This is a genomic window from Kribbella jejuensis (assembly GCF_006715085.1).
Classification (GTDB): Bacteria; Actinomycetota; Actinomycetes; order Propionibacteriales; family Kribbellaceae; genus Kribbella; species Kribbella jejuensis.
Genome location: NZ_VFMM01000002.1, coordinates 1,396,071 through 1,414,361, shown reverse-complemented (window position 1 = coordinate 1,414,361; position 18,291 = coordinate 1,396,071). Strand labels below are relative to the sequence as shown.

Genomic DNA, 18,291 nt, shown 5'->3' with positions numbered 1-18,291 from the left:
GTGATCCGAGTGGTTGTCGCCGACGATCAGCAGGTGGTCCGGGAAGGACTGGTCGCGCTGCTCGGGCTGATCGACGGCGTCGAGGTCGCCGGTGCGGCCGCGAACGGCGCCGAGGCCGTCGATCTGGTTGCCCAGGGCAACGTGGACGTCGTGCTGATGGATCTGCGGATGCCCGTGCTCGACGGTACCCAGGCGACCGCGCGGATCACCGCCGGCTACCCGGACGTCGCCGTACTCGTGCTGACGACGTACGCCGACGACGCGTCGATCGCCAACGCACTCCGCGCCGGTGCGCGCGGTTACCTCACGAAGGACGCCGGCCGCGCCGAGATCGGCGCCGCGCTGCGCTCGACCGCGGCGGGGCAGTCGACCTTCGACCCCGAGGTGACAAAGCGACTGGTCGCGGGCCTGTCACCGTCGAGTGATGCCACCGGTGACGGACTCACCGCGCGCGAGACCGAGGTACTGCGGTTGATCGCGCAGGGACTCAGCAACGCCGAGATCGCCGGCAAACTCTTCATCAGCGAGGCGACTGTGAAGACGCACATCAACAACACGTTCGCGAAGATCGGTGCCCGGCACCGCGCCGAGGCGGTCCGCTACGCCTTCCGCAACGGAATCGCCTCAGAGGCGTAGCTCCGCGACGACCGGGCGGTGGTCGCTGCCGGTCGAACTCATCACCCATGCCTTGGTCGGCGTGAGACCGCGGACCAGGATGTGGTCGATCCGCGCCATCGGGAACGCCGACGGCCAGGTGAATCCGAACCCGGTACCGGCCGCGCCCTGCGCCGAACGCAGACCCGAGGTCAGCGGCGCCAGACTGCGGTCGTTGATCGTGCCGTTGAAGTCGCCCATCACGATCACCCCGGACGACTTGTCCGCCGCGATCTGCCGGCCGAGCGCCTTGATCGTGTTGTTGCGCTGGTCGGACGTGAACCCGCTGGTCCCGACCCGCACCGACGCCAGGTGCGCGACATACACCGCGACCGTGCCCTTCGGCGTCCTCACCTCGGCCCGCAACGCCCGCGTCCACGCGAACCCGACGTCGACGGACTTCGTCTCGACGACCGGGTACTTCGACCACAGGGCGACCGTGTCGCGCGTCACCTCGTACGGATAGGTCTTGGCGAACTCCGCCTTGTAGATCTTCAGGTCCGCCGGCGTGAGCTCCTCCAGTGCGACCACGTCCGCGTCGGCGCCGAGCAGGTCCTGCGCGGTCTGCTTCGGTGCCGGATTCGCCGCGTCGACGTTGTGGCTCAGCACCCGCAGGTCGTACGCGCCGCCGGGCGCCTTCCCCGGCAGCATCAGGTGCCCGAACATCAGTCCCCAGATCGCCAGCGGGAGCAGCAGCGCGACGCCGGCCGTTGCGGAACGCCGTACCAGCGCTGCGATCCCGAGCACCGGGACGGCGACGCCGACCCACGGCAGGAAGGTGTCGAGCAGGCTGCCGAGGTTGCCGATCGAGTTCGGCACGCTGCGGTGGAACAACAACACCATCGCGGTCAGCACCGCGAGAACAGCGATCACCCAGCCGCGGCGCCACATGCCGCCGGTCTTCTTCCGCCGGCGCGCGCTGGAGCGCGTCGGCGGTCGCGAACGGGCGGCGACTGCGGTCTGGCGGTCGGACATGCAGCGATTGTTGCGGACTGCCGGGCCGGACCAAAGCCCATCCCCGGTCAGTGTTGCCGATTTCATCCGTACGGACGACCGGTCGGGACCGGAATGATGAGGAATCAGGGAGAAGTCTGGTGCCTTCGGCGGACAGCGCACACAATGCCGGTATGTCAGCGCAGACCAGCGAGCCGTTCGTGGTGAAGCGCCACGGCCTGGGTACGACGAAGACCGCGCTCGCGCTCGGCAGCGCGCTGTTCGGTGCGATGGTGCTGCTGACGCTCGGGATCGTTGTGGTGCAGGCGATCCGCGGCGCCTCGATCCGCCAGCCGCTGGAAGCCGTCTGGCTGAGCTGGGGCGGTACGCCGCTGATCTTCGCCGTCGGCCTGCCGGTGCTGCTCCTCGCGGGCGCGATCACCGCGTTCGAGGAACGCCGCGAGGAGGACGCCGACGACGTACTGCTGACCGTCGACAACACCGGGATCTACCTCGGCGGCGACCAGCCGCGGACCATCCCTTGGCGCGAGATCCGCGGCGTGTGCCGGGTCGAACGCCTCGAGGCCGAGGAGGTCTGGGAGCCGCGCCTGATCGTGATGCTCGTCGACGAGGACGCGCTCCCCCGCAGTACCAAGGCCTGGGGCCCGTCCTGCCCGTGGCCCGGCACCCACGAGATCCTCGGGCGCCCTCTCCCGTACGCCGAACTCGCCAACGCCGTCGCCCGCTGCGCTCCCCACGTCCCAGTCACCAACCGCGGCCGCGTGGAGGACTGACCGAACCCGCGACCGCCGGGTCGGCGCTGGACGTCTCCGACCCGCTGCCGCGTTAGCGTCGCGGGTATGGCAGCTCCTGACATCAACAGCCCGGAAGAACAGGCCCGCTATCAGCGTGGTCTGGAGGTTCTCAGCGCGATCGACGGCGGTGGTGCACCCGCGGTCATGGACGGCCTCGGCGACATCGCACCGGCGCTCGCGCACCACATCGTCGCGTTCGGCTTCGGTGACATCTACTCGCGACCAGCGCTCGTACCGCAGCAACGGCAACTGATCACCCTCGGCATCCTGGCCGCTCTCGGCGGCTGCGAACCCGAACTCGAAGTCCACATCCGCACGTCCCTCAACGTCGGCCTCACCCCCGAACAGATCGTCGAAACCTTCATCCACACCCTCGGCTACGCGGGCTTCCCTCGCGCAATCAACGCAATCACCATCGCCAAAAAGGTCTTCGCCGAACGAGGCCTGTTACCCGTCAGCGAGTGAGCCAATACTCGAGCCGTGGGGGGTGGTTCAGGTGAGGAGTTTTTCCAGGTCGGAGAGGACGTCCATGGCGCCGAGTGGGCCGAGGCCCAGGAACCAGATCTCGTCGTCTACGCGGGCCGACTTGCCGGATTCGACGGCGGGGAGGGACTTCCAGAGGGGGCTGTTGACGACCTTGTTCTCGTCGGTGGTGTCGGGTTTGCCGTAGCTGGAGTAGAAGATCCAGTCGCCGGCAGCTTGGCCGATGTTTTCCTGGGAGACCTCGACCGCGAGATCCTGCACGTTCTGGATCTTGGGCCGCGGCAGGCCGATGTCCTTCAGGATGACGCCGATGAACGACAGGTTCCCGTAGAGCCGGATCTCCCCCGGGCGGAACCGGACGAGCGAGATCGTCGGGCTACCCTGCACCTTCGACTTCACCTGGTCGGCGCGCTTCTGGTAGTCGTTCAGGATCGCGGTCGCCTTGTCCTCCTCGCCGACCGCGTCCGCGACCAGCAGGAAGTTCTCCTTCCACGGGAACCCGGGGCGGATGCTGAAGACGGTCGGCGCGATCGCGCTGAGCTTCGGGTACAGGTCGTTCGCGCGCAGCTTGCTGCCGAGGATCAGGTCCGGTTTGAGCGCGGCGATCGCCTCAAGGTTGAGTTCGCTGATCCCGCCGACCGTCTTGATGCCCTGCGCCTTGCCGGCCAGGTACGACGGTACGCCGTTCTGTCCGGCCGTCGTCGCCATCCCGACCGGCGTGATGCCGAGGGCCAGTACGTCGTCCAGCTCGCCGCTGTCCAGTACGACGATCCGCGTCGGCTTCTTCTCGAGCTGTACCGAGCCGAGCGCGCCCTTCACGGTCCGCGGGAACGCGCCGGGCGCGGCGTCCGATCCGAGTTTCGCGGTCTCGGCGTCGGCGGTCTTGAACACCCGCCCGCCGGTCGCGACGTCCTTGTCACCGACGCCGGTGTCCGCGGTCTTGGCGTCTGCGCCACCACAGCCGGCCAGTACGAGTACGGCGGCCGAGGCGACGATCCCGATCAGCTTCCTCACAACCGCTGACCCTACACACCTTTGGTTAGGCAGCCCTAACCAGGACGAGAACCTGGTCGGCCGCGAGCGTCACGGTCCGCTCCCCGGACGGCAGCGCGATCCGGTACGTGCCGCCGTGCGACGCCCGTACGACGGCCTCGGTCAGCTCCCCGTCCCGCCAGGACACGTCGAACACGAGCCCGCCCCGCGCCCGCAGCCCGCGGAACGACCCGTCCGGCCACTCGGAAGGCAGCGCGGGCAGCACCCGGATCACATCCGTATGGCTCTGCAGCAGAAGCTCCGGAATGCACCCGGTCATCCCGAAGTTCGCGTCGATCTGGAAGATGTCGCCGTCCCGCGACAACAGGTTGTCCGAAACCAAGCGGCTGAGGTAGTCCTGGATCACCGCGACCGCCCGTGACGGCTCGAACAGCCGCGCCCACAGCGCCACAAGCCAGGCCGCCGTCCACCCGCCGTTCGTGGCGCCGTCGGTCCGGACCAGCAGCGAAGTACGAGCCGCCGCGGCCCACTCCGGCGTACGCACCGGATCGATCTCGGCGCCCGGGTACAACCCGTACAGATGTGACTGATGCCGATGATGTACCTCGGACGGCTCCCAGTCCGTCGGCCATTCGTGCAGCCGCCCGTCCGGCGTCGCCCGTACCGCCGGCAACCGATCGCGCGCCTGCGAAACCCGCTCGGCCAGCGACGACGAAAGCCCGAGCGCCGCCTCCGCCTCCAGCAGATTCGCGAACAGCTCGCGGATCAGCCAGATGTCGTACGTCGAGGTGAGATCGACGGACGCCTTCGCACCCGACGGCAGTACGAAGTGATGCTCCGGCGCAGTCGAGGGAATGAACTGCAGTACGCCGTCCCGGTCCGCGACGAGCATCGCCAGCACGAACTCGGCCGCACCCGCCAGCACCGGATAGGCCCGCGTACGCAGGAACTCCACATCCATTGTGAACCGGTAATGCTCCATCAAATGCGCTGTCAGCCACACGCCGCACGTCGCGCACATCGCCCAGACGGGATCGTCACCGCCTTCGCCCACCGGCCAGGTAGCGCGCCAGATGTCCGAATTGTGGTGACACACCCATCCCGGCGCGCCGTACAGGATCCGCGCCGTCCCGGCACCCGCCGCGGCCAGCTCCTCGATCAACGAAGCCAACGGTTCGAAGCACTCGCTCAGCCCGGTGAGGTCGGCGAGCCAGTAGTTCATCTGGGTGTTGATGTTGTTGGTCCAATCGCTGGCCCACATAGGCCGGCGGTCCTGGTTCCAGATGCCCTGCAGATTGGCGGCCTGCGTCCCCGGGCGGGAGGACGCCATCAACAGGTAGCGGCCGTGATTGAACATCAGCGCGATCAGATCCGGATCACTCGCCCCCGCAGCGACCGCCCGGAGTCGTTCGTCGGTCGGCTCGTCGACCATCGGACCGAGCTCCAGTGACGCCCGGTCGTACAACGAGACGTGGTCCTCGACGTGCCGCGCCCGAAGCTTGTCCACGGCAACCGAATCCAGGACGGCCACAGCGGCATCGAAAGCGACCGACGGATCACGCCCTGGCGGCACCGACCAGCCCAAGAACGTACTCGAGGCTGCCACCACCACCGTCACCCGAGAAGCCCCACGGACAGCGACACCATCGCCCGAAACCGACACCGAGCCGTCGTCGGAGAACACCCGCAGCCCGACCCCGAACCCGATCCCCCGCCCGTCCTCGTACCGCACCGGATCAGGTCGCGACCGGTACTCGATGGTCAGGTCAGAGGGCGCATGTCCCACCACTCCATAGGTGCCGTCAGCAACTACCGATTCGACGGGATGCTTACTCTCCAGCCCGATCTGAAGGTCGACGACAGGATTGTCGGCGATCAGCGTCCACACCAGCACCTGGTCCGGCGCCGACACGTACGTCTCGCGCCGGAACCGCACGCCGTCGACCGTGTAGTCGACGGCGGCGATGCCGGTCCGCAGATCCAAACTTCTCCTGTAGTCCGCACTCTGGCCGACAGGCCCGGCAGAGATCACCAGATCGGCCAGCGGCTGGTACGACTCCACCAACGGCCCCTGCAACGCCCGGGTCCGCTCGGTCGCCGCCAGCTGATCACCCTCGTCCAGCAGCAACCGCCGTACGTCGGCCAGCACCGCCGGCCCGTCCGGGACGCTCAACGTCCGCGGCCCGTCCCCGGACCACACGTCGTCGAGGTTCAGCGCGATCCGCTCGTCGAACACCCGGCCGTACACCTTCGCGCCGAGGTGCCCGTTGCCCAGCGGCAACGCCTCGAACCAGTCCGGTGCGGGAGTACGGAACCACAGGAGATGCGACACTACTTCGAACCGCTCTTGTACTTGTCGTACGCCTGCTGGTTGATCTGCAGGTACCGCGGCATTCCGGTGCTGTCGAGCCCCTTCACGTACGCGTCCCAGTCCGTGTCGATGTTCTTCGAGCCGGTGATGAAGGCCAGCTGGTTCTGGTTCACGTAGTTGTTCAGGTTGGTCTGCAGCGTGGCGATCTCACCGCTCAGGCTCGGGTCCGGCCACATGAACGCCTGCGGGAACCACTGCGACTTGTCGACATGGTTCTCGTACTGCTTGGTCGCCTCCCACAGCCGCCGCTCGAGGCCGGCGCCGGAGTAGATGTCCTTCGGCGTGACCTGCGCGTTCCGGAAGGCGAGGGTGTTGTTGTACTGACCGAGCGCACCCCAGCTGATGTTCTTCGGCGCGTTCTGCTTCGGCTTGTACAGCGGCTTGGTGCTCGCGTCGAGAGCGATGTCACCGGGGCCGGGCTTGGTCCAGCCGACACCCTCTGGGCCCATGTTGGTGATCATCTGGCCCTCGTCGGTATAGATCCAGTCGAGCATCTTGATCGCCGCGACCTGGGCCTCCTTGCTGGCCTTGTTGGTCAGCATGAACGTGTACCCGGTCGAGGTCGGGTGGTTGTAGCCGGTGTAGCTCTTACCCTCCGGACCGGTCAGCGGCGGTACGGCGTCGTACTGCTTGTCCCGCCCGTCCTTGGAGTCCAGCTGGACGAAGATGCCCGGCCAGAGCACCGGCACCGAACCGAGCACGACGGCCTTCGGGTTGTTGCCCTCGGCCTGCAATGCCTGCGCGTTCTGGGTGAACGCTGCCTGGTCGATCAGCCCGTCCTTGTAGAGACCGTGGATGTACTTGAGCCCTTCCTTCCACGCGTCCGAGGTGACCGGCGTGACGACCTTGTCGCCGTTCAGCGTGAGCAGCGACCGGACGCCGTTGTTCGCGCCGACCGGGTCGTAAGCGAACGCGTTCATCAGGTACGCGATCAGGCTGCTGTCCTGGACGTCGGTGGTCATCGGGATCTCGTCGGCCTTGCCGTTGCCGTTCGGGTCCTTGGTCTTGAACGCCTCGAGCACGTTGCGCAGGTCGTCGGTGGTCTTCGGTACCTGCAGGCCGAGCTTCTTCAGCCAGCTGCTGTTGATCCACAGCTTGTCCGGGTACGTGCAGTGGAAGCAGTCGGCCCATTGCGGCAGCGCGTAGATGTGACCGTCGGGCGCGGTCGCCATCTCCTTGTACTCCTTGTTGGAGTCCAGCACCTTCTGGATGTTCGGCGCGTTCTGCTTGATCAGGTCCTCGAGCGGTACGGCGACGCCCTGCTGGCCGAGCTTCAGCACCTCGGCCTGGGTGAACGCGTCGACCCACGGGATCAGGAAGAACAGGTCCGGGTAGTCGCCGCTGGCCAGCGCGATCTGGCGCTTCTCCTTGGCGGGGCCGGCGTCGTACGTCGTGGTCTGCCAGCGGAACTGGATCTTGAACTTGTCGCTGATGATCTTGGTGACCGCGTTGGTGGCCAGATCGGTGCTCTGGTCCGACGGCGTGAAGGTATCGATGATCACCTTCCCGTCGGCCGACGTCTCGTTCGCCGCACCCTTGGACGACTTGTCCGAGCTGCAAGCGGCCAGGGCCAGTGCGCCGGCAGCTGCCAGCGCCACGACCTTGCTCATGGATGAGCGCATTGCGGTGTTCCTTTCTGTAGTCAGCCTTTGACAGCGCCGACCATCACGCCCTTGGTGAAGTGGCGGGCGACGAACGGGTAGATGACCAGTACGGGCAGGCTCGAGATGACGATGAGCGCGTACTTGAGGACGTTGGCCAGCTGTTGCTGTTCGAGCTGCTGGGCCAGATTCGTCGTGGTGGTGGACCCGGTGAGGGTGTTCAGGATCAGCACGTTCCGCAGCACGATCTGCAGCGGGTACAGGCCGGGGTCCTTGAGGTAGATCAGTGCGTCGAAGTAGCTGTTCCACTGGAAGATCGCGTACATCAGCGCGATCACCGCGATCACCGGCTTCGACAGCGGCAGCACGATCGACCACAGGAACCGCAGGTCACTGGCGCCGTCGATGGTCGCCGCCTCGTACAGCTCGTCCGGGATCGTCGAGCGGAAGAACGTCCGCGCGATGATCACCTGCCAGACGCCGATCGCGCTCGGGATCACCATCGCCCAGCGGGTGTTCAGCATCCCGAGGTCCTGGACCACCAGGTACGTCGGGATCAGCCCGCCGGAGAACAGCATCGTGAAGATCAGCACGCTCATGATCACGTTCCGGCCGAAGAACGTCCGGCGCGACAGCGGGTACGCGATCGCGATCGTCAGCGTGACGCTGATCAGCGTGCCGCTGATCGCGTAGATGAACGAGTTCAGGTAGCCCTTCATGATCAGCGGATCACTGAAGGCCTCCTTGTACGCCTTGACGCTCGGCTCGACCGGCCAGAGCAGCACCTTGCCCGCGCTCACCGCGGACGGGCTGCTGAACGAGTTCGCGACGATGTAGATCAGCGGGACCGCGACCACGATCAGCGCCAGCCAGAGCATGATCTTCACGCCGGTCAGGAAGATCTTGTCGGTCCGCGTCTCCTCGATCGTGGTGCGCTGCGACTCGTGCCCGCGCGTCGACGTACGGCGGAATTCTTGCAGCGTAACGCTCATGACCAGAGTCCGTTTCCGGTGATGCGCTTGGCGGCGAAGTTCACGCCGAGCAGCAGGAAGAGGTTGATCACCGAGTTGAACAGCCCGATCGCCGTCGCCATGCTGAAGTCGGCGTTCAGCAGACCGGTCTTGTACACGTAGGTCGCGATGATCTCCGACTGTGCGGTGTTCAGCGGGTTCTGCAGCAGGAACGCCTTCTCGAACCCGATCGACATGATGTTGCCGACGCCCAGCACCAGGATGATCACCGCGGTCGGCATGATGCCGGGCAGATCGACGTGCCGGATCCGCTGCAGCCGGCTGGCACCGTCGATCCGGGCCGACTCGTGCAGCGCCGGGTCGATACCGGCCAGCGCGGCCAGGTAGATCACCGCGGAGTACCCGGTGGTCTGCCAGACGTCCGACCAGACGTAGATGTGCCGGAAGTAGTTGGGGTTACCCAGGAAGTCGATCTGCGGTACGCCGAACAACCCGATCGCGTCGTTGACGAACCCGAGCCGCGGCGACAGCACCAGGATCGTCATCGACACGACGACCACGGTGGAGATGAAGTACGGCGCGTACGTGACGAGCTGGACGGTCTTTTTGAACCGGCCGTTGCGGATCTCGTTCAGCGCGATCGCCAGCACGATCGGGATCGGGAAGCTCGCCAGCACGGTATAGACCGAGAGCAGGAAGGTGTTCTTCACCAGGGTCCAGAACACCGGGTTCTGGAAGAACAGCTCGAAGTTCTTGAAACCGACCCACGGGCTGCCCCACGGGCCCTTGACCGGGCTGTAGTCCTTGAACGCGATCACCGCGTTCACGATCGGGATGTACTTGAAGATCACGAAGTACGCGAGCGGTACGACGACGAGCAGGTAGAGCTGCCAGTGCCGCCGCAGACTGCGCCGGGCCTGGGTCCGGCGGCTCGTTCGCGGTGGTTTCCGGGCCGACGCTGCCGCCGGCGGTGCCGGTGCCGTGGCTGCCGGTTTCACCTCGAAGGTTGCGCTCACTCCGCTTCCTTTCCCTCACGCGCTGGAGTGGAACCGATATCCGATAGGATCTCGGGTTTCGCTATCCCGGAGGATGACACACAATCCCCGGGAAGCGGAAGAGTTCCGGCCCGAGTCGATACCGGACGGTGACCGAGGCGCTCGGATCCCTTGCCTGCAAGGGCTTACCGAGGTTGCCGCTAGCAACGATGGGTCACCCAACGACGAATGATCCGATGGCCGGCCACCGGATCCGGGCACACCTCAGGAAGGCCCGGAGTCGTTCTGAGCCGCCGACGCCGAACCTCTGCAGAATTTATTTCTTCGGTTAACTATATGGCAGTCAACCCGCCGACAACGTCCTGTGTCAAGACCCGGCCGCGACCAGGTGCCGAGTGATCATCGCCTCGTCGAACCGGCCACTCCGCTGCCCGTCCCACAGTCCCGCCATCACCATCAACACCTGCAACACAACCTGCAACGGCCCGATCGCCCCCAGCTCCCGCCCACTCAGCGGGTACGCCGTGGCGCGCTGGTACCCGTCGACGAGCCCCGGTGCCAGATCCACCCGCGCGATGACGAACTCCCAGGACCGGCTGTCCACATGCGCGAGATCGAAGTCGATCACGCCCGCCAGCTTGCCGTCGTCGTCGAAGTGCACGTTCCAGCTCGCGAAATCCCCGTGCACGATCGTCCGCGGCAGCTCCAACAGCCCGTGCTCGCTCACGAGCTCCTTCGCCCGCGCCATCGCCCGCACCGCCCGATCCGCCAGCTCGGGCCGCTGCCTGCGAAGCAGCCCGACCCCGCGATCCGACCCCTGGAACTCCCTTGCGCCGTCAGGTGGTCGAGCACTCGGGTCTCGAAGATGAGGTCGGCCTCGGTCCGGAGTACGTGATACCGCCGGAGGATGTGGTGCTCGCCGTCGGCCGTCCACAGATGCCAGTTGCCGTTGCCGGGCGACTCGTCGTCGCCCGGCCGGGTCGCCTCCATGCGGTCGACCTCGAGTCCGAACGCGTCCAGGGGCGGTGTGCTGAGCATCCCGCCATCGTCGCAGGTCCGTCGCGGAGGGTGTCCGGCGCAAGGAAAAACCTGACCCGACCATCACGGGGGAACGGCCGGGCCAGGCAACTTCGATGATACCCCTGATCACCAAGCGGGGTCGGCAAATCGGCGGGCGGACGCGCCGCGCGCTGCCCTACTTTTGGCGCCATGCGAACCCGCTCCTGATCGCGCACCTCCGACGTGCGCCACGCAAGCGTTTGACCGGCTCCCGGTCGCGCTCCGTCATACCCGCACGCGCGCCTTCAGGAGAACCCCGCGATGCCTCCCTACCGCTCTGCCGACCCCACGCGGACGTACTACGTCTACAACGCCGGCCTGGACCCGGTTTCCGGAAAGAATCCTGCGCCGGACGCCGCATAGTTTCCGGAAAGACGGTCTGGTCAGTCGTCGATCTTGACCCGGACGGCCTCGCGGCGGTTGTCGCGGGCCGTCTTGAGCAGGCTGACCACAGTGGTGACGAACAGCGTGCCGACGATGAAGCCGAGCGAGGTCAGGATGCCGATGTGCGGGAGGTGGATCGCGCCGATGTCGTCGATGTGCGAGCCGTGCAGCGCCTCGATGATCAGCTTCACGCCGATGAACGCGAGGATCACCGACAGGCCGACGTTCAGGTAGACGATCCGTTCCAGCAGGCCGCCGATCAGGAAGTACAGCTGGCGCAGGCCCATCAGCGCGAACGCGTTCGCGGTCAGCACGATGTAGGCGTCCTGGGTGAGACCGAAGATCGCCGGGATCGAGTCGAGCGCGAAGATCACGTTCGCCATCCCGATCGCGGAGATCACGATCACCAGTGGCGTCAGCTGCCGCTTGCCGCCGCCGCGGGTGACCAGCTTGGAGCCGTCGTAGTCTTGCGACAACGGCAGCACCCGGCGCAGGCCGCGCAGTATCGCGTTCTCCTGGAAGTCGGTTTCATCGTTCTCGCCCTCGAGTGCGAGCCGGACGGCGGTATAGACCAGGAACGCACCGAAGATGTAGAACACCCAGCTCGCCGCCGAGATCGCCGCCGCGCCGGCCAGGATGAAGATCGCCCGCAGTGCCATCGACACCACGATGCCGATGTACAGCACCTTGTCCTGCGCCAGGCTGGGTACGGCGAACCGCGCCATGATGATCACGAACACGAACAGGTTGTCGACGCTGAGGCTGTACTCCGTGATGTACCCGGCGACGAACTCGCTGCCCGACTGCCCCGGGCTGAACACGAACAGCCCGATCGCGAACAGCCCCGCGAGGCCGACGTAGAACAGCACCCAGCGGGTGGCGTCCTTGATCGTCACGGTGTGGTTGCGGCGGGCGATCACGACCAGGTCGAACGCGACGATCGCGAGCAACCCGACGATCGTGAGCACCCAGACCAGGGGTGGCATGACAGAGACCATGACGAACCTCCGGACGTCGGCAGACAGCAGCGTGGTCCGGAGGTCTCTCCCACCCGGACGGTCCTCGAACTCGACCGATCGGGCCGGCAGCACCGGTTCGGCCGTCCAGGCCTCCCGTGATGACGACGCTGCCGCTTCGGACCAGCACCACACGGGCGAGGTCCAAGAGGGATACTCCCCTCCTCAAACGCCACCAGTCTACCTGCCCCGGTGATACCACCGTTCAGCAGGTCCGATCCGCAGCGTTCTCCGGAACTGTATACCACATACTGCCTGCAGTGCTAGAGGATGGCAGGCTGTGCTGGTGATGAACGGATGGGAGACGCTCGGGGTGGCATCGGTCGCCGCGTTCGTGCTGGCCATGGTGTCCGCGGTGGCCGGCTTCGGTGGCGGCGTACTGCTGCTTCCGGTCTTCACCGCACTCTTCGGACTCCGGGTCGCCGTACCGATGCTGACGCTGACCCAACTGACCAGCAACGTCTCGCGCGTGTGGCTCAACCGGCACGAGATTCGCTGGCGTCTCGTCGGGTGGTTCGCGTTGGGCGCCGTACCGCTCGCGGTCGTGGGTGGTCTGCTGCTCGCCCACGCTCCACTGACCGCGCTCAAGCGGGGACTCGGCGTGTTCTTGATCGCGGTCGTGATCTGGCGGCACCTGCGGCCGACCCCTCGTAGACCCAGCGATCCGGCGTTCACCGCGGTCGGCGCGGCCTCCGGACTCGGATCCGCCCTGCTCGGCTCGGTCGGGCCGCTCACGGCGCCCTTCTTCCTGGCGTACGGGCTCACCAGGGCCGCGTACATCGGCACCGAGGCCGCGAGCGCCGTCACCATGCACCTGTCGAAGATCGCCGCGTACGGGGCGGGCGACCTGCTGACCCGGCAGGTCCTGCTGTACGGCGTCGCGCTGACGCCGGCGACGTTGGCAGGAACCTGGGCCGGCAAACGGATCGTGGGCCGGATCAGTGACCGGGTCTTCGTCATCCTGGTCGAAGTCGGCCTGCTCGCGGCGGGAGCGCTCTTCATCCTCGGACTTTAGGCAAAAACTTTCCATTTCTGGCTGAGCTCTGGGAGATTCCGCCGCAACGGAGTACAAACAGTTTCTGTAGGTCTTTGTCCGCCCCCTAGGCCTAGGAGGAACTGTCATGGCCGGATTCAACGGCGAAGCATCGTGGTTCTGTTGCGGGAACGCATGGGGACCCTGCGCGAGCACCGGGCACGGTGCCTGCGGAACCTGTAACTCGGGGAACTTCCAGCACGCCTGGCCGAACACGTCCGACGCGTGTTACGCCATCACCCATCCGGACACCTGCGGATTCACCGGGATGACCCGGCGTACCTGCGGGTTTCGGCACGCCACCACCAACCTGTGCAACGGAAAGCGGGTCGTCACCTCGATCGCGGACTGCGGTCCGCAGACCGACCTGTTCTGCGGCGAACGCGCCTGCTGCGGCGGTACCTGCGCGGCGAACCGCCTCCTCGACCTCACTCCGGCCGCGTTCTCCTCGATCGCGAGCCTGAACGCCGGTCTGATCCCCGCGAACATCGACGTCGGCTGAGGAGTGCGTGAGATGACCACAACGATGGACCGCCGCTCACTGCTGTCCCGCGCCGCGCTCGGTGCGACCGGGCTCGTCGCCGCCACAGCGATGGGTTCGCTCGCGCCGGAGACCGCGTTCGCAGCCGCCACGCAGTACCCCGACCCCGGTCAGCCGGACCCGAACTTCGCCGAAGGCGTGGTCACCGGTCGCAACCAGGATCTCCTGCAGGTACAGGGATCCGACGGCCGGCTGCACCGGATCCAACTCACCACCGGTACCAGCGTCTGGAAGCTGCACCCGACCACGATCGACCAGGCGAAGATCGGCGACGGCCTGTACGCACGCGGCGTGCTGCTGCCGAACGGGATCCTCGCCGCCGAGTCGGTCTGGGTGAACATCGTCAACCTGACCGTCGCGATCACGTCGATCAGCCGCACCGGGGTGCACTTCGACCACCACGGACAGAAGGTCGTCGGGCACGTCCAGGCCGGCAGGACGGCCGCCGTGTACAACGGCACGCCCGCGGTCACGGACCTCTCGATGCTCAAGGTCGGCCGGCACGCCCAGGTGATCGGCGCCTGGCGCCCCGGTACCAACGAGATCGACGTCGCCACCATCTACACGTCGAACTGACATGACGTCCGCCCAACCGCTGTTGTTAGGCCTGATCCTGCTCTGGACGGCCTACACCAAGCTGAAGTCCCCCACCCAAGCCGACCGCACAGCCCTACCCCGACTCGTAGGGGAGCCCCGCGCGGTCCTTGCCTATCAAGCTGTTGCGGTCGTGGAAATCCTGATCGCCCTTCTTCTCTTAGGTTCCTGGGCAATCGGAGCGGTGGCCGCCGTCGCACTATCCATCGGCTTTGTCGGCTTCCTCAGCTACTCGAAGGTCGTCGTACCCGAGGCCTCCTGCGGCTGCGCGGGAAAGTCCCACCGACCCGTCGGCACCCGAGCAATCGCCCGTGCTCTGTTGCTCCTGGCAACCTCGGTGTCGGCAACCTTCGCCACAACCGCCTGGTGGTCGGCCGGCACAGGACTCTTGCTGTTGGTTGTCGAGGCAGCCGTCTTCGCCATGCTGTCCACCGAGCTCGATCGGTACTGGTTACTCCCGATCCGGCGGCTGCGGATCCGGCTCAGCCACCCGCTGGCCGGTACCGCCTCCGACCACATCCCGCTCGTCGCAACCCAGCGGCGCGTGCTGCTCAGCCCGGCGTACCGCGCGGTCGACGGGTTGCTGCGTTCCGACATCCATGACTACTGGGACGACGACGGCTGGCGGTTCGTCAGCTACGCCGCCCGGTACGACGGCCGCCGCGCGACCGCGGTGTTCGCCGTACCGCACCGGGACCTCACGCCGGAGTCCGTCCGGGTTGCCTTGGTCGACGACGACGGGCTCACGGTGTACCGCCCGACCGTCCTCGCAACCACCTAGGTGAACCATCAGGCCATCACAATCACACCTAAGCCGCTCCCGTCACGCTGACCGCGGCGGGAGCGGCACCGTTGCGATGGCCTGGCGCGCCGCGCCGCTCAGCGGGGGCGACCGAAATCGGCGTAGGTGGGGTGGCCGGTTGTCAGGGAGTGTTGAGCGAGGGTCAGTCTGCGGGTCATGGAGGGGCGGAGGCGGGAGGCGGCTTCGTCCAGGGTGAGGAAGTGGTGGGCTCGGGCCTCGGTGGGGTCGAGGGTGAGAGTGGGGCTGTCGAGGACGCCGCCGTCGAAGATGAAGGCGAGGGCGTCCGACCACGGGCCCTGGGCGGGAACCCAGTCGACGACCAGCAGGCGGCCGATGGGCAGGTCGAGGCCGATTTCCTCCTGGACCTCGCGGCGGCAGGCGTCGTACGGCGACTCGTCGTACTCGACGATGCCGCCCGGGATGTCGAGCGTCGGCTTGTACGTCGGTTCGAGGAAGAGGATCCGCCCGGCCGGGTCCCGGATCAGCGCGCCGCCGGCGGCAGTCTTGCGCGGCATACGGGCGGCGATACCGGCATGGAACTCCTTCTCCGGCTCCCCGTCGGCGATCAGATCGTCCTGTCGGTTCACCCGTCTAGTGTCGGGCACGAAGGAGGTACTGCGATGCTTCGAGGACGATCGACGGCACACTATTTCGGAACGGTGATCGACGCGCCGGATCCGCGGGCGCTCGGGATGTTCTACCACCAGGTGCTCGGCTGGGAGATCCACAAGAACGAGCCGAACGAGTTCACCCTCGTCGTGCCCGGCAACTCACACACGTATGTGGCTTTCCAGCCGCAGACGTCGGCGCCGTGGGCGCGGCCGGTGTGGCCGGCCGCCGAGGGACGTCAGCAGATGATGATGCACCTGGATATCGAGGTCGGCGATCTCGAGGCTGCGGTCGAGCATGCCGTCGAGCTCGGCGCCACGCTCGCGGAATTCCAGCCGCAGGACCAGGTGCGAGTGCTCTTGGACCCAGCAGGCCATCCCTTCTGTCTCTACGCCGACGGCTGAGCCCGTCAACCCAGCTGGCTGCGGAGGTAGGCGAGTTTGTCCGGGTTCAGGATCGCGCGGATGGTGGTGATGGTGGTCCCGTGGATCTCGGGGACCAGTACGGCGGTGAGTTCGCCGGCCTCGTGGACGAGTACGGCGGGTGCGTCGTTGACCTCGACCACCGACAATCGGGCAGTCAGTGCGCGCGGTCCGGCGGCGAGTCCGGCCAGGTAGTGCGCGGCGTTGCCGCGGCCGAAGATCGGTTCGCGGGCGGCGATCGCCTTGCCGCCGCCGTCGGCCCAGATCGCGGCGTCCTCGGTCAGGATCGCCTCCAAGCCCTGCACGTCTCCGTCGACCGTTGCCGCGATGAAGCTCTCGACCAGCTTCGTACCGTCCGCCGGTCGTGCCTCGAACCGGCGGCGCGCGTCGCCGATCCGGGCGAGTGCGCGGTGGTACAACTGCCGCGCGTGCGCCTCGTCGACGCCCAGTACCTCCGCGCTGTCCCGGTGCGTGTAGCCGAACGCCTCCCGCAGTACGAACACTGCCCGCTCCGGCGGCGTCAGCTTCTCCAGCAGTACCAGGAACCCGAGCGACACCGTGTCCTTCAGTTCCACGGCGCCCTCCGGATCGTTGCCCGTGGCAACCGGCTCCGGCAGCCACGGGCCGACGTACCGCTCGCGGCGGGCGCGCGCCGAGGTGAGGCGGTTGATGCACAGGTTGGTGACGACCGTGGTCAGCCAGGCGGCCGGCGTCTCGACCGTGGCGCGGCCGGACCAGCGCAGGTACGCGTCCTGCAGTACGTCCTCGGCCTCGGAGGCCTCGCCGAGCATCCGGTACGCGATCGCGAACAGCCGCGGACGCTGCTGCACGAACTCGGCGACATCGTCCACGATCCGATTGTCGGCTATCGGACCGGGAACGGGACGACCTGCTCCCGCTCCCCCTCCCGGGCGGCCAGCTCCTGCCGCCACGTCGGATTGTCGACAAAATGATTGTCGTACAGGTCCGCGGTCGCGAGCACCTCGGCCGGGGACGCCTCGCCGCGGCGGATCCGGTCGCCGAGCCGGAAATACCCGAAGCGGTTGGTGCCCGGGGCCTTCACGATCAGGACATCGGCACCGCTGTCCATCGGCGTACCCCAGGCGTGGTGCATCAGCGGCGGCACCAGCAGGTAGTCGCCCTTCGTCACGGTCAGCACATCGTCGCCGGCCAGGATCCGGAGCGCGCCGTCGAGCAGGTAGAACATCTCCGGCGATTCCTTGTGGAAGTGCGGCGGCGGTCCGTCGACACCGGGGCCGAGGGTCGTACGGACGACGTTCATGATCCCGTCGGTGTGCTCGGCGTCGGCGATCAGCCAGGTCTGGTTGGGCGCCGTGCCGAGTACTTCGGCACCGGCGCCACGGGTCAGGACTGCTTTCATGTCTGCCTCCTCGTTCGTCTGCCCACCTGACCGGACAGGGCATCCGGTTCGTGACGTGACGGTGGTCACTTTCCGGTCGATCAGGAATCGAGAAGCGGTGGGTGATGCGCGACTTCTAGTGTTTGGAGCACCGACGAAGAGAAGGGCAGTCCGATGGCTACCACGAAGAAGAAGTCGTACGACGGGTTCACCGCGGCCGAGCGCGACGCGATGAAGGAGCACGCGAAGGAACTCAAGAGCAAGGAGGACCCGGCCGAGGCGCAGGCCGCGAAGATCGGGGCGATGGCCGACGGCGACCGCGAGATCGCGGAACGCCTGAACAAGCTGATCCTCGAGGCGGTACCGGAGCTGACCCCGAAGCTCTGGTACGGCATGCCCGGCTGGGCCAAGGACGGCAAACTGATCTGCTTCTTCCAGGACGCCGCAAAGTTCAAGTACCGCTACGCCACCCTAGGCTTCAGCGACAAGGCCCAAATCGACGAAGGCGACATGTGGCCCACCTCCTACGCCCTCACCAAACTCACCCCAGCCCTCGAAAAGCAGATCCTCGCCCTGGTCAAGAAGGCCGTCGGCTAGCAGTTCCCCGGCCGAGCCCCGGTCGGCTGTTTTCCGCGTGGGCGAGTGGTGCTCTGCG

At 66.8% G+C, this 18,291-nt stretch carries 20 protein-coding genes; 9 read left to right on the top strand and 11 right to left on the bottom strand.

Annotation, left to right across the window (positions count from 1 at the left end; genetic code table 11):
• Positions 1-636 (top strand): response regulator, encoded by a 636-nt coding sequence (locus FB475_RS26910; protein WP_141859836.1) that lies wholly within the window; start codon positions 1-3, stop codon positions 634-636.
• On the opposite strand, the gene FB475_RS26905 is transcribed toward FB475_RS26910, so the two are convergent.
• A complete protein-coding gene (locus tag FB475_RS26905; protein WP_475422009.1) occupies positions 625-1,545 on the bottom strand; it encodes an endonuclease/exonuclease/phosphatase family protein in 921 nt (306 codons plus the stop codon). The two genes, FB475_RS26910 and FB475_RS26905, sit on opposite strands and share 12 nt — an antisense overlap.
• 236 nt (positions 1,546-1,781) lie before the next feature.
• On the opposite strand from FB475_RS26905, the gene FB475_RS26900 reads away from it, so the two are divergent.
• Both FB475_RS26900 and FB475_RS26895 read left to right on the top strand, forming a co-directional pair.
• Positions 1,782-2,381 (top strand): hypothetical protein, encoded by a 600-nt coding sequence (locus FB475_RS26900; RefSeq protein ID WP_141859311.1) that lies wholly within the window; start codon positions 1,782-1,784, stop codon positions 2,379-2,381.
• Between the two features lie 66 nt (positions 2,382-2,447).
• Positions 2,448-2,867, top strand: a complete 420-nt coding sequence (locus FB475_RS26895) for a carboxymuconolactone decarboxylase family protein (protein WP_141859310.1) — start codon at positions 2,448-2,450, stop codon at positions 2,865-2,867.
• 27 nt (positions 2,868-2,894) lie between these two features.
• Here FB475_RS26895 and FB475_RS26890 read toward each other — a convergent pair whose 3' ends face one another.
• From FB475_RS26890 to FB475_RS26860, 7 genes are all read right to left on the bottom strand, one after another.
• Positions 2,895-3,899 (bottom strand): ABC transporter substrate-binding protein, encoded by a 1,005-nt coding sequence (locus FB475_RS26890; protein WP_141859309.1) that lies wholly within the window; start codon positions 3,897-3,899, stop codon positions 2,895-2,897.
• A gap of 25 nt (positions 3,900-3,924) precedes the next feature.
• Complete coding sequence (locus FB475_RS26885) at positions 3,925-6,210, bottom strand: glycoside hydrolase family 95 protein (protein ID WP_185759449.1); 2,286 nt, start codon at positions 6,208-6,210, stop codon at positions 3,925-3,927.
• Positions 6,210-7,859, bottom strand: coding sequence for a type 2 periplasmic-binding domain-containing protein (locus tag FB475_RS26880; RefSeq protein ID WP_238332431.1), 1,650 nt, complete (start codon positions 7,857-7,859; stop codon positions 6,210-6,212). The genes FB475_RS26885 and FB475_RS26880 overlap by 1 nt, the downstream gene beginning before the upstream one ends.
• Positions 7,860-7,891: 32 nt before the next feature.
• Positions 7,892-8,842, bottom strand: coding sequence for a carbohydrate ABC transporter permease (locus FB475_RS26875; RefSeq protein WP_141859306.1), 951 nt, complete (start codon positions 8,840-8,842; stop codon positions 7,892-7,894).
• Positions 8,839-9,837 carry an ABC transporter permease gene (locus tag FB475_RS26870; protein WP_141859305.1) on the bottom strand — a complete coding sequence of 333 codons (999 nt, stop codon included), beginning with the start codon at positions 9,835-9,837 and terminating at the stop codon, positions 8,839-8,841. The genes FB475_RS26875 and FB475_RS26870 overlap by 4 nt, the downstream gene beginning before the upstream one ends.
• 346 nt (positions 9,838-10,183) lie before the next feature.
• Positions 10,184-10,918, bottom strand: coding sequence for an aminoglycoside phosphotransferase family protein (locus FB475_RS26865; RefSeq protein ID WP_141859304.1), 735 nt, complete (start codon positions 10,916-10,918; stop codon positions 10,184-10,186).
• Positions 10,919-11,258: 340 nt separating this feature from the next.
• Positions 11,259-12,245 carry a TerC/Alx family metal homeostasis membrane protein gene (locus FB475_RS26860; RefSeq protein ID WP_141859303.1) on the bottom strand — a complete coding sequence of 329 codons (987 nt, stop codon included), beginning with the start codon at positions 12,243-12,245 and terminating at the stop codon, positions 11,259-11,261.
• A 319-nt stretch (positions 12,246-12,564) separates the two neighbouring features.
• On the opposite strand from FB475_RS26860, the gene FB475_RS26855 reads away from it, so the two are divergent.
• The 4 genes from FB475_RS26855 (at position 12,565) to FB475_RS26840 (ending at position 15,224) form a co-directional block, all read left to right on the top strand.
• Positions 12,565-13,290 (top strand): sulfite exporter TauE/SafE family protein, encoded by a 726-nt coding sequence (locus FB475_RS26855; protein ID WP_141859302.1) that lies wholly within the window; start codon positions 12,565-12,567, stop codon positions 13,288-13,290.
• 106 nt (positions 13,291-13,396) lie between these two features.
• The gene (locus tag FB475_RS26850) at positions 13,397-13,810 is read left to right on the top strand and encodes an RlpA-like double-psi beta-barrel domain-containing protein (protein WP_141859301.1); all 414 of its coding nucleotides are present in this window, start codon (positions 13,397-13,399) and stop codon (positions 13,808-13,810) included.
• Positions 13,811-13,822: 12 nt separating this feature from the next.
• The gene (locus tag FB475_RS26845) at positions 13,823-14,425 is read left to right on the top strand and encodes a cell wall protein (protein WP_141859300.1); all 603 of its coding nucleotides are present in this window, start codon (positions 13,823-13,825) and stop codon (positions 14,423-14,425) included.
• 1 nt (position 14,426) lies between these two features.
• Positions 14,427-15,224 (top strand): MauE/DoxX family redox-associated membrane protein, encoded by a 798-nt coding sequence (locus FB475_RS26840; RefSeq protein ID WP_141859299.1) that lies wholly within the window; start codon positions 14,427-14,429, stop codon positions 15,222-15,224.
• Positions 15,225-15,322: 98 nt separating this feature from the next.
• On the opposite strand, the gene FB475_RS26835 is transcribed toward FB475_RS26840, so the two are convergent.
• Entirely contained in the window at positions 15,323-15,832 is a 510-nt protein-coding gene (locus FB475_RS26835; RefSeq protein ID WP_202878516.1) for an NUDIX domain-containing protein, read from the bottom strand.
• Positions 15,833-15,865: 33 nt separating this feature from the next.
• Here FB475_RS26835 and FB475_RS26830 point away from each other — a divergent pair, with 33 nt between their 5' ends.
• Complete coding sequence (locus FB475_RS26830; RefSeq protein ID WP_141859298.1) at positions 15,866-16,258, top strand: VOC family protein; 393 nt, start codon at positions 15,866-15,868, stop codon at positions 16,256-16,258.
• Between the two features lie 5 nt (positions 16,259-16,263).
• Here FB475_RS26830 and sigJ read toward each other — a convergent pair whose 3' ends face one another.
• A complete protein-coding gene (gene sigJ, locus FB475_RS26825) occupies positions 16,264-17,127 on the bottom strand; it encodes an RNA polymerase sigma factor SigJ (protein WP_141859297.1) in 864 nt (287 codons plus the stop codon).
• 14 nt (positions 17,128-17,141) lie between these two features.
• On the bottom strand, positions 17,142-17,657 hold the full coding sequence (locus tag FB475_RS26820; RefSeq protein WP_141859296.1) for a cupin domain-containing protein: 516 nt from the start codon (positions 17,655-17,657) through the stop codon (positions 17,142-17,144).
• A 153-nt stretch (positions 17,658-17,810) separates the two neighbouring features.
• Between FB475_RS26820 and FB475_RS26815 the strand changes: the two genes are divergently transcribed.
• Positions 17,811-18,233 carry an iron chaperone gene (locus tag FB475_RS26815; RefSeq protein ID WP_141859295.1) on the top strand — a complete coding sequence of 141 codons (423 nt, stop codon included), beginning with the start codon at positions 17,811-17,813 and terminating at the stop codon, positions 18,231-18,233.
• Positions 18,234-18,291: the final 58 nt, after the last annotated feature.

Excerpts from the sequence above, each read along its gene's own strand:
- FB475_RS26905 (WP_475422009.1), bottom strand. The coding sequence starts at position 1,545 with ATGTGGCGCCGCGGCTGGGTGATCGCTGTTCTCGCGGTGCTGACCGCG.
- FB475_RS26900 (WP_141859311.1), top strand. The coding sequence starts at position 1,782 with ATGTCAGCGCAGACCAGCGAGCCGTTCGTGGTGAAGCGCCACGGCCTG.
- FB475_RS26895 (WP_141859310.1), top strand. The coding sequence starts at position 2,448 with ATGGCAGCTCCTGACATCAACAGCCCGGAAGAACAGGCCCGCTATCAG.
- FB475_RS26880 (WP_238332431.1), bottom strand. The coding sequence starts at position 7,859 with ATGAGCAAGGTCGTGGCGCTGGCAGCTGCCGGCGCACTGGCCCTGGCC.
- FB475_RS26875 (WP_141859306.1), bottom strand. The coding sequence starts at position 8,842 with ATGAGCGTTACGCTGCAAGAATTCCGCCGTACGTCGACGCGCGGGCAC.
- FB475_RS26865 (WP_141859304.1), bottom strand. The coding sequence starts at position 10,918 with ATGGTCGGGTCAGGTTTTTCCTTGCGCCGGACACCCTCCGCGACGGAC.
- FB475_RS26860 (WP_141859303.1), bottom strand. The coding sequence starts at position 12,245 with ATGCCACCCCTGGTCTGGGTGCTCACGATCGTCGGGTTGCTCGCGATC.
- FB475_RS26855 (WP_141859302.1), top strand. The coding sequence starts at position 12,565 with ATGAACGGATGGGAGACGCTCGGGGTGGCATCGGTCGCCGCGTTCGTG.
- FB475_RS26850 (WP_141859301.1), top strand. The coding sequence starts at position 13,397 with ATGGCCGGATTCAACGGCGAAGCATCGTGGTTCTGTTGCGGGAACGCA.
- FB475_RS26845 (WP_141859300.1), top strand. The coding sequence starts at position 13,823 with ATGACCACAACGATGGACCGCCGCTCACTGCTGTCCCGCGCCGCGCTC.
- FB475_RS26840 (WP_141859299.1), top strand. The coding sequence starts at position 14,427 with ATGACGTCCGCCCAACCGCTGTTGTTAGGCCTGATCCTGCTCTGGACG.
- FB475_RS26830 (WP_141859298.1), top strand. The coding sequence starts at position 15,866 with ATGCTTCGAGGACGATCGACGGCACACTATTTCGGAACGGTGATCGAC.
- FB475_RS26820 (WP_141859296.1), bottom strand. The coding sequence starts at position 17,657 with ATGAAAGCAGTCCTGACCCGTGGCGCCGGTGCCGAAGTACTCGGCACG.
- FB475_RS26815 (WP_141859295.1), top strand. The coding sequence starts at position 17,811 with ATGGCTACCACGAAGAAGAAGTCGTACGACGGGTTCACCGCGGCCGAG.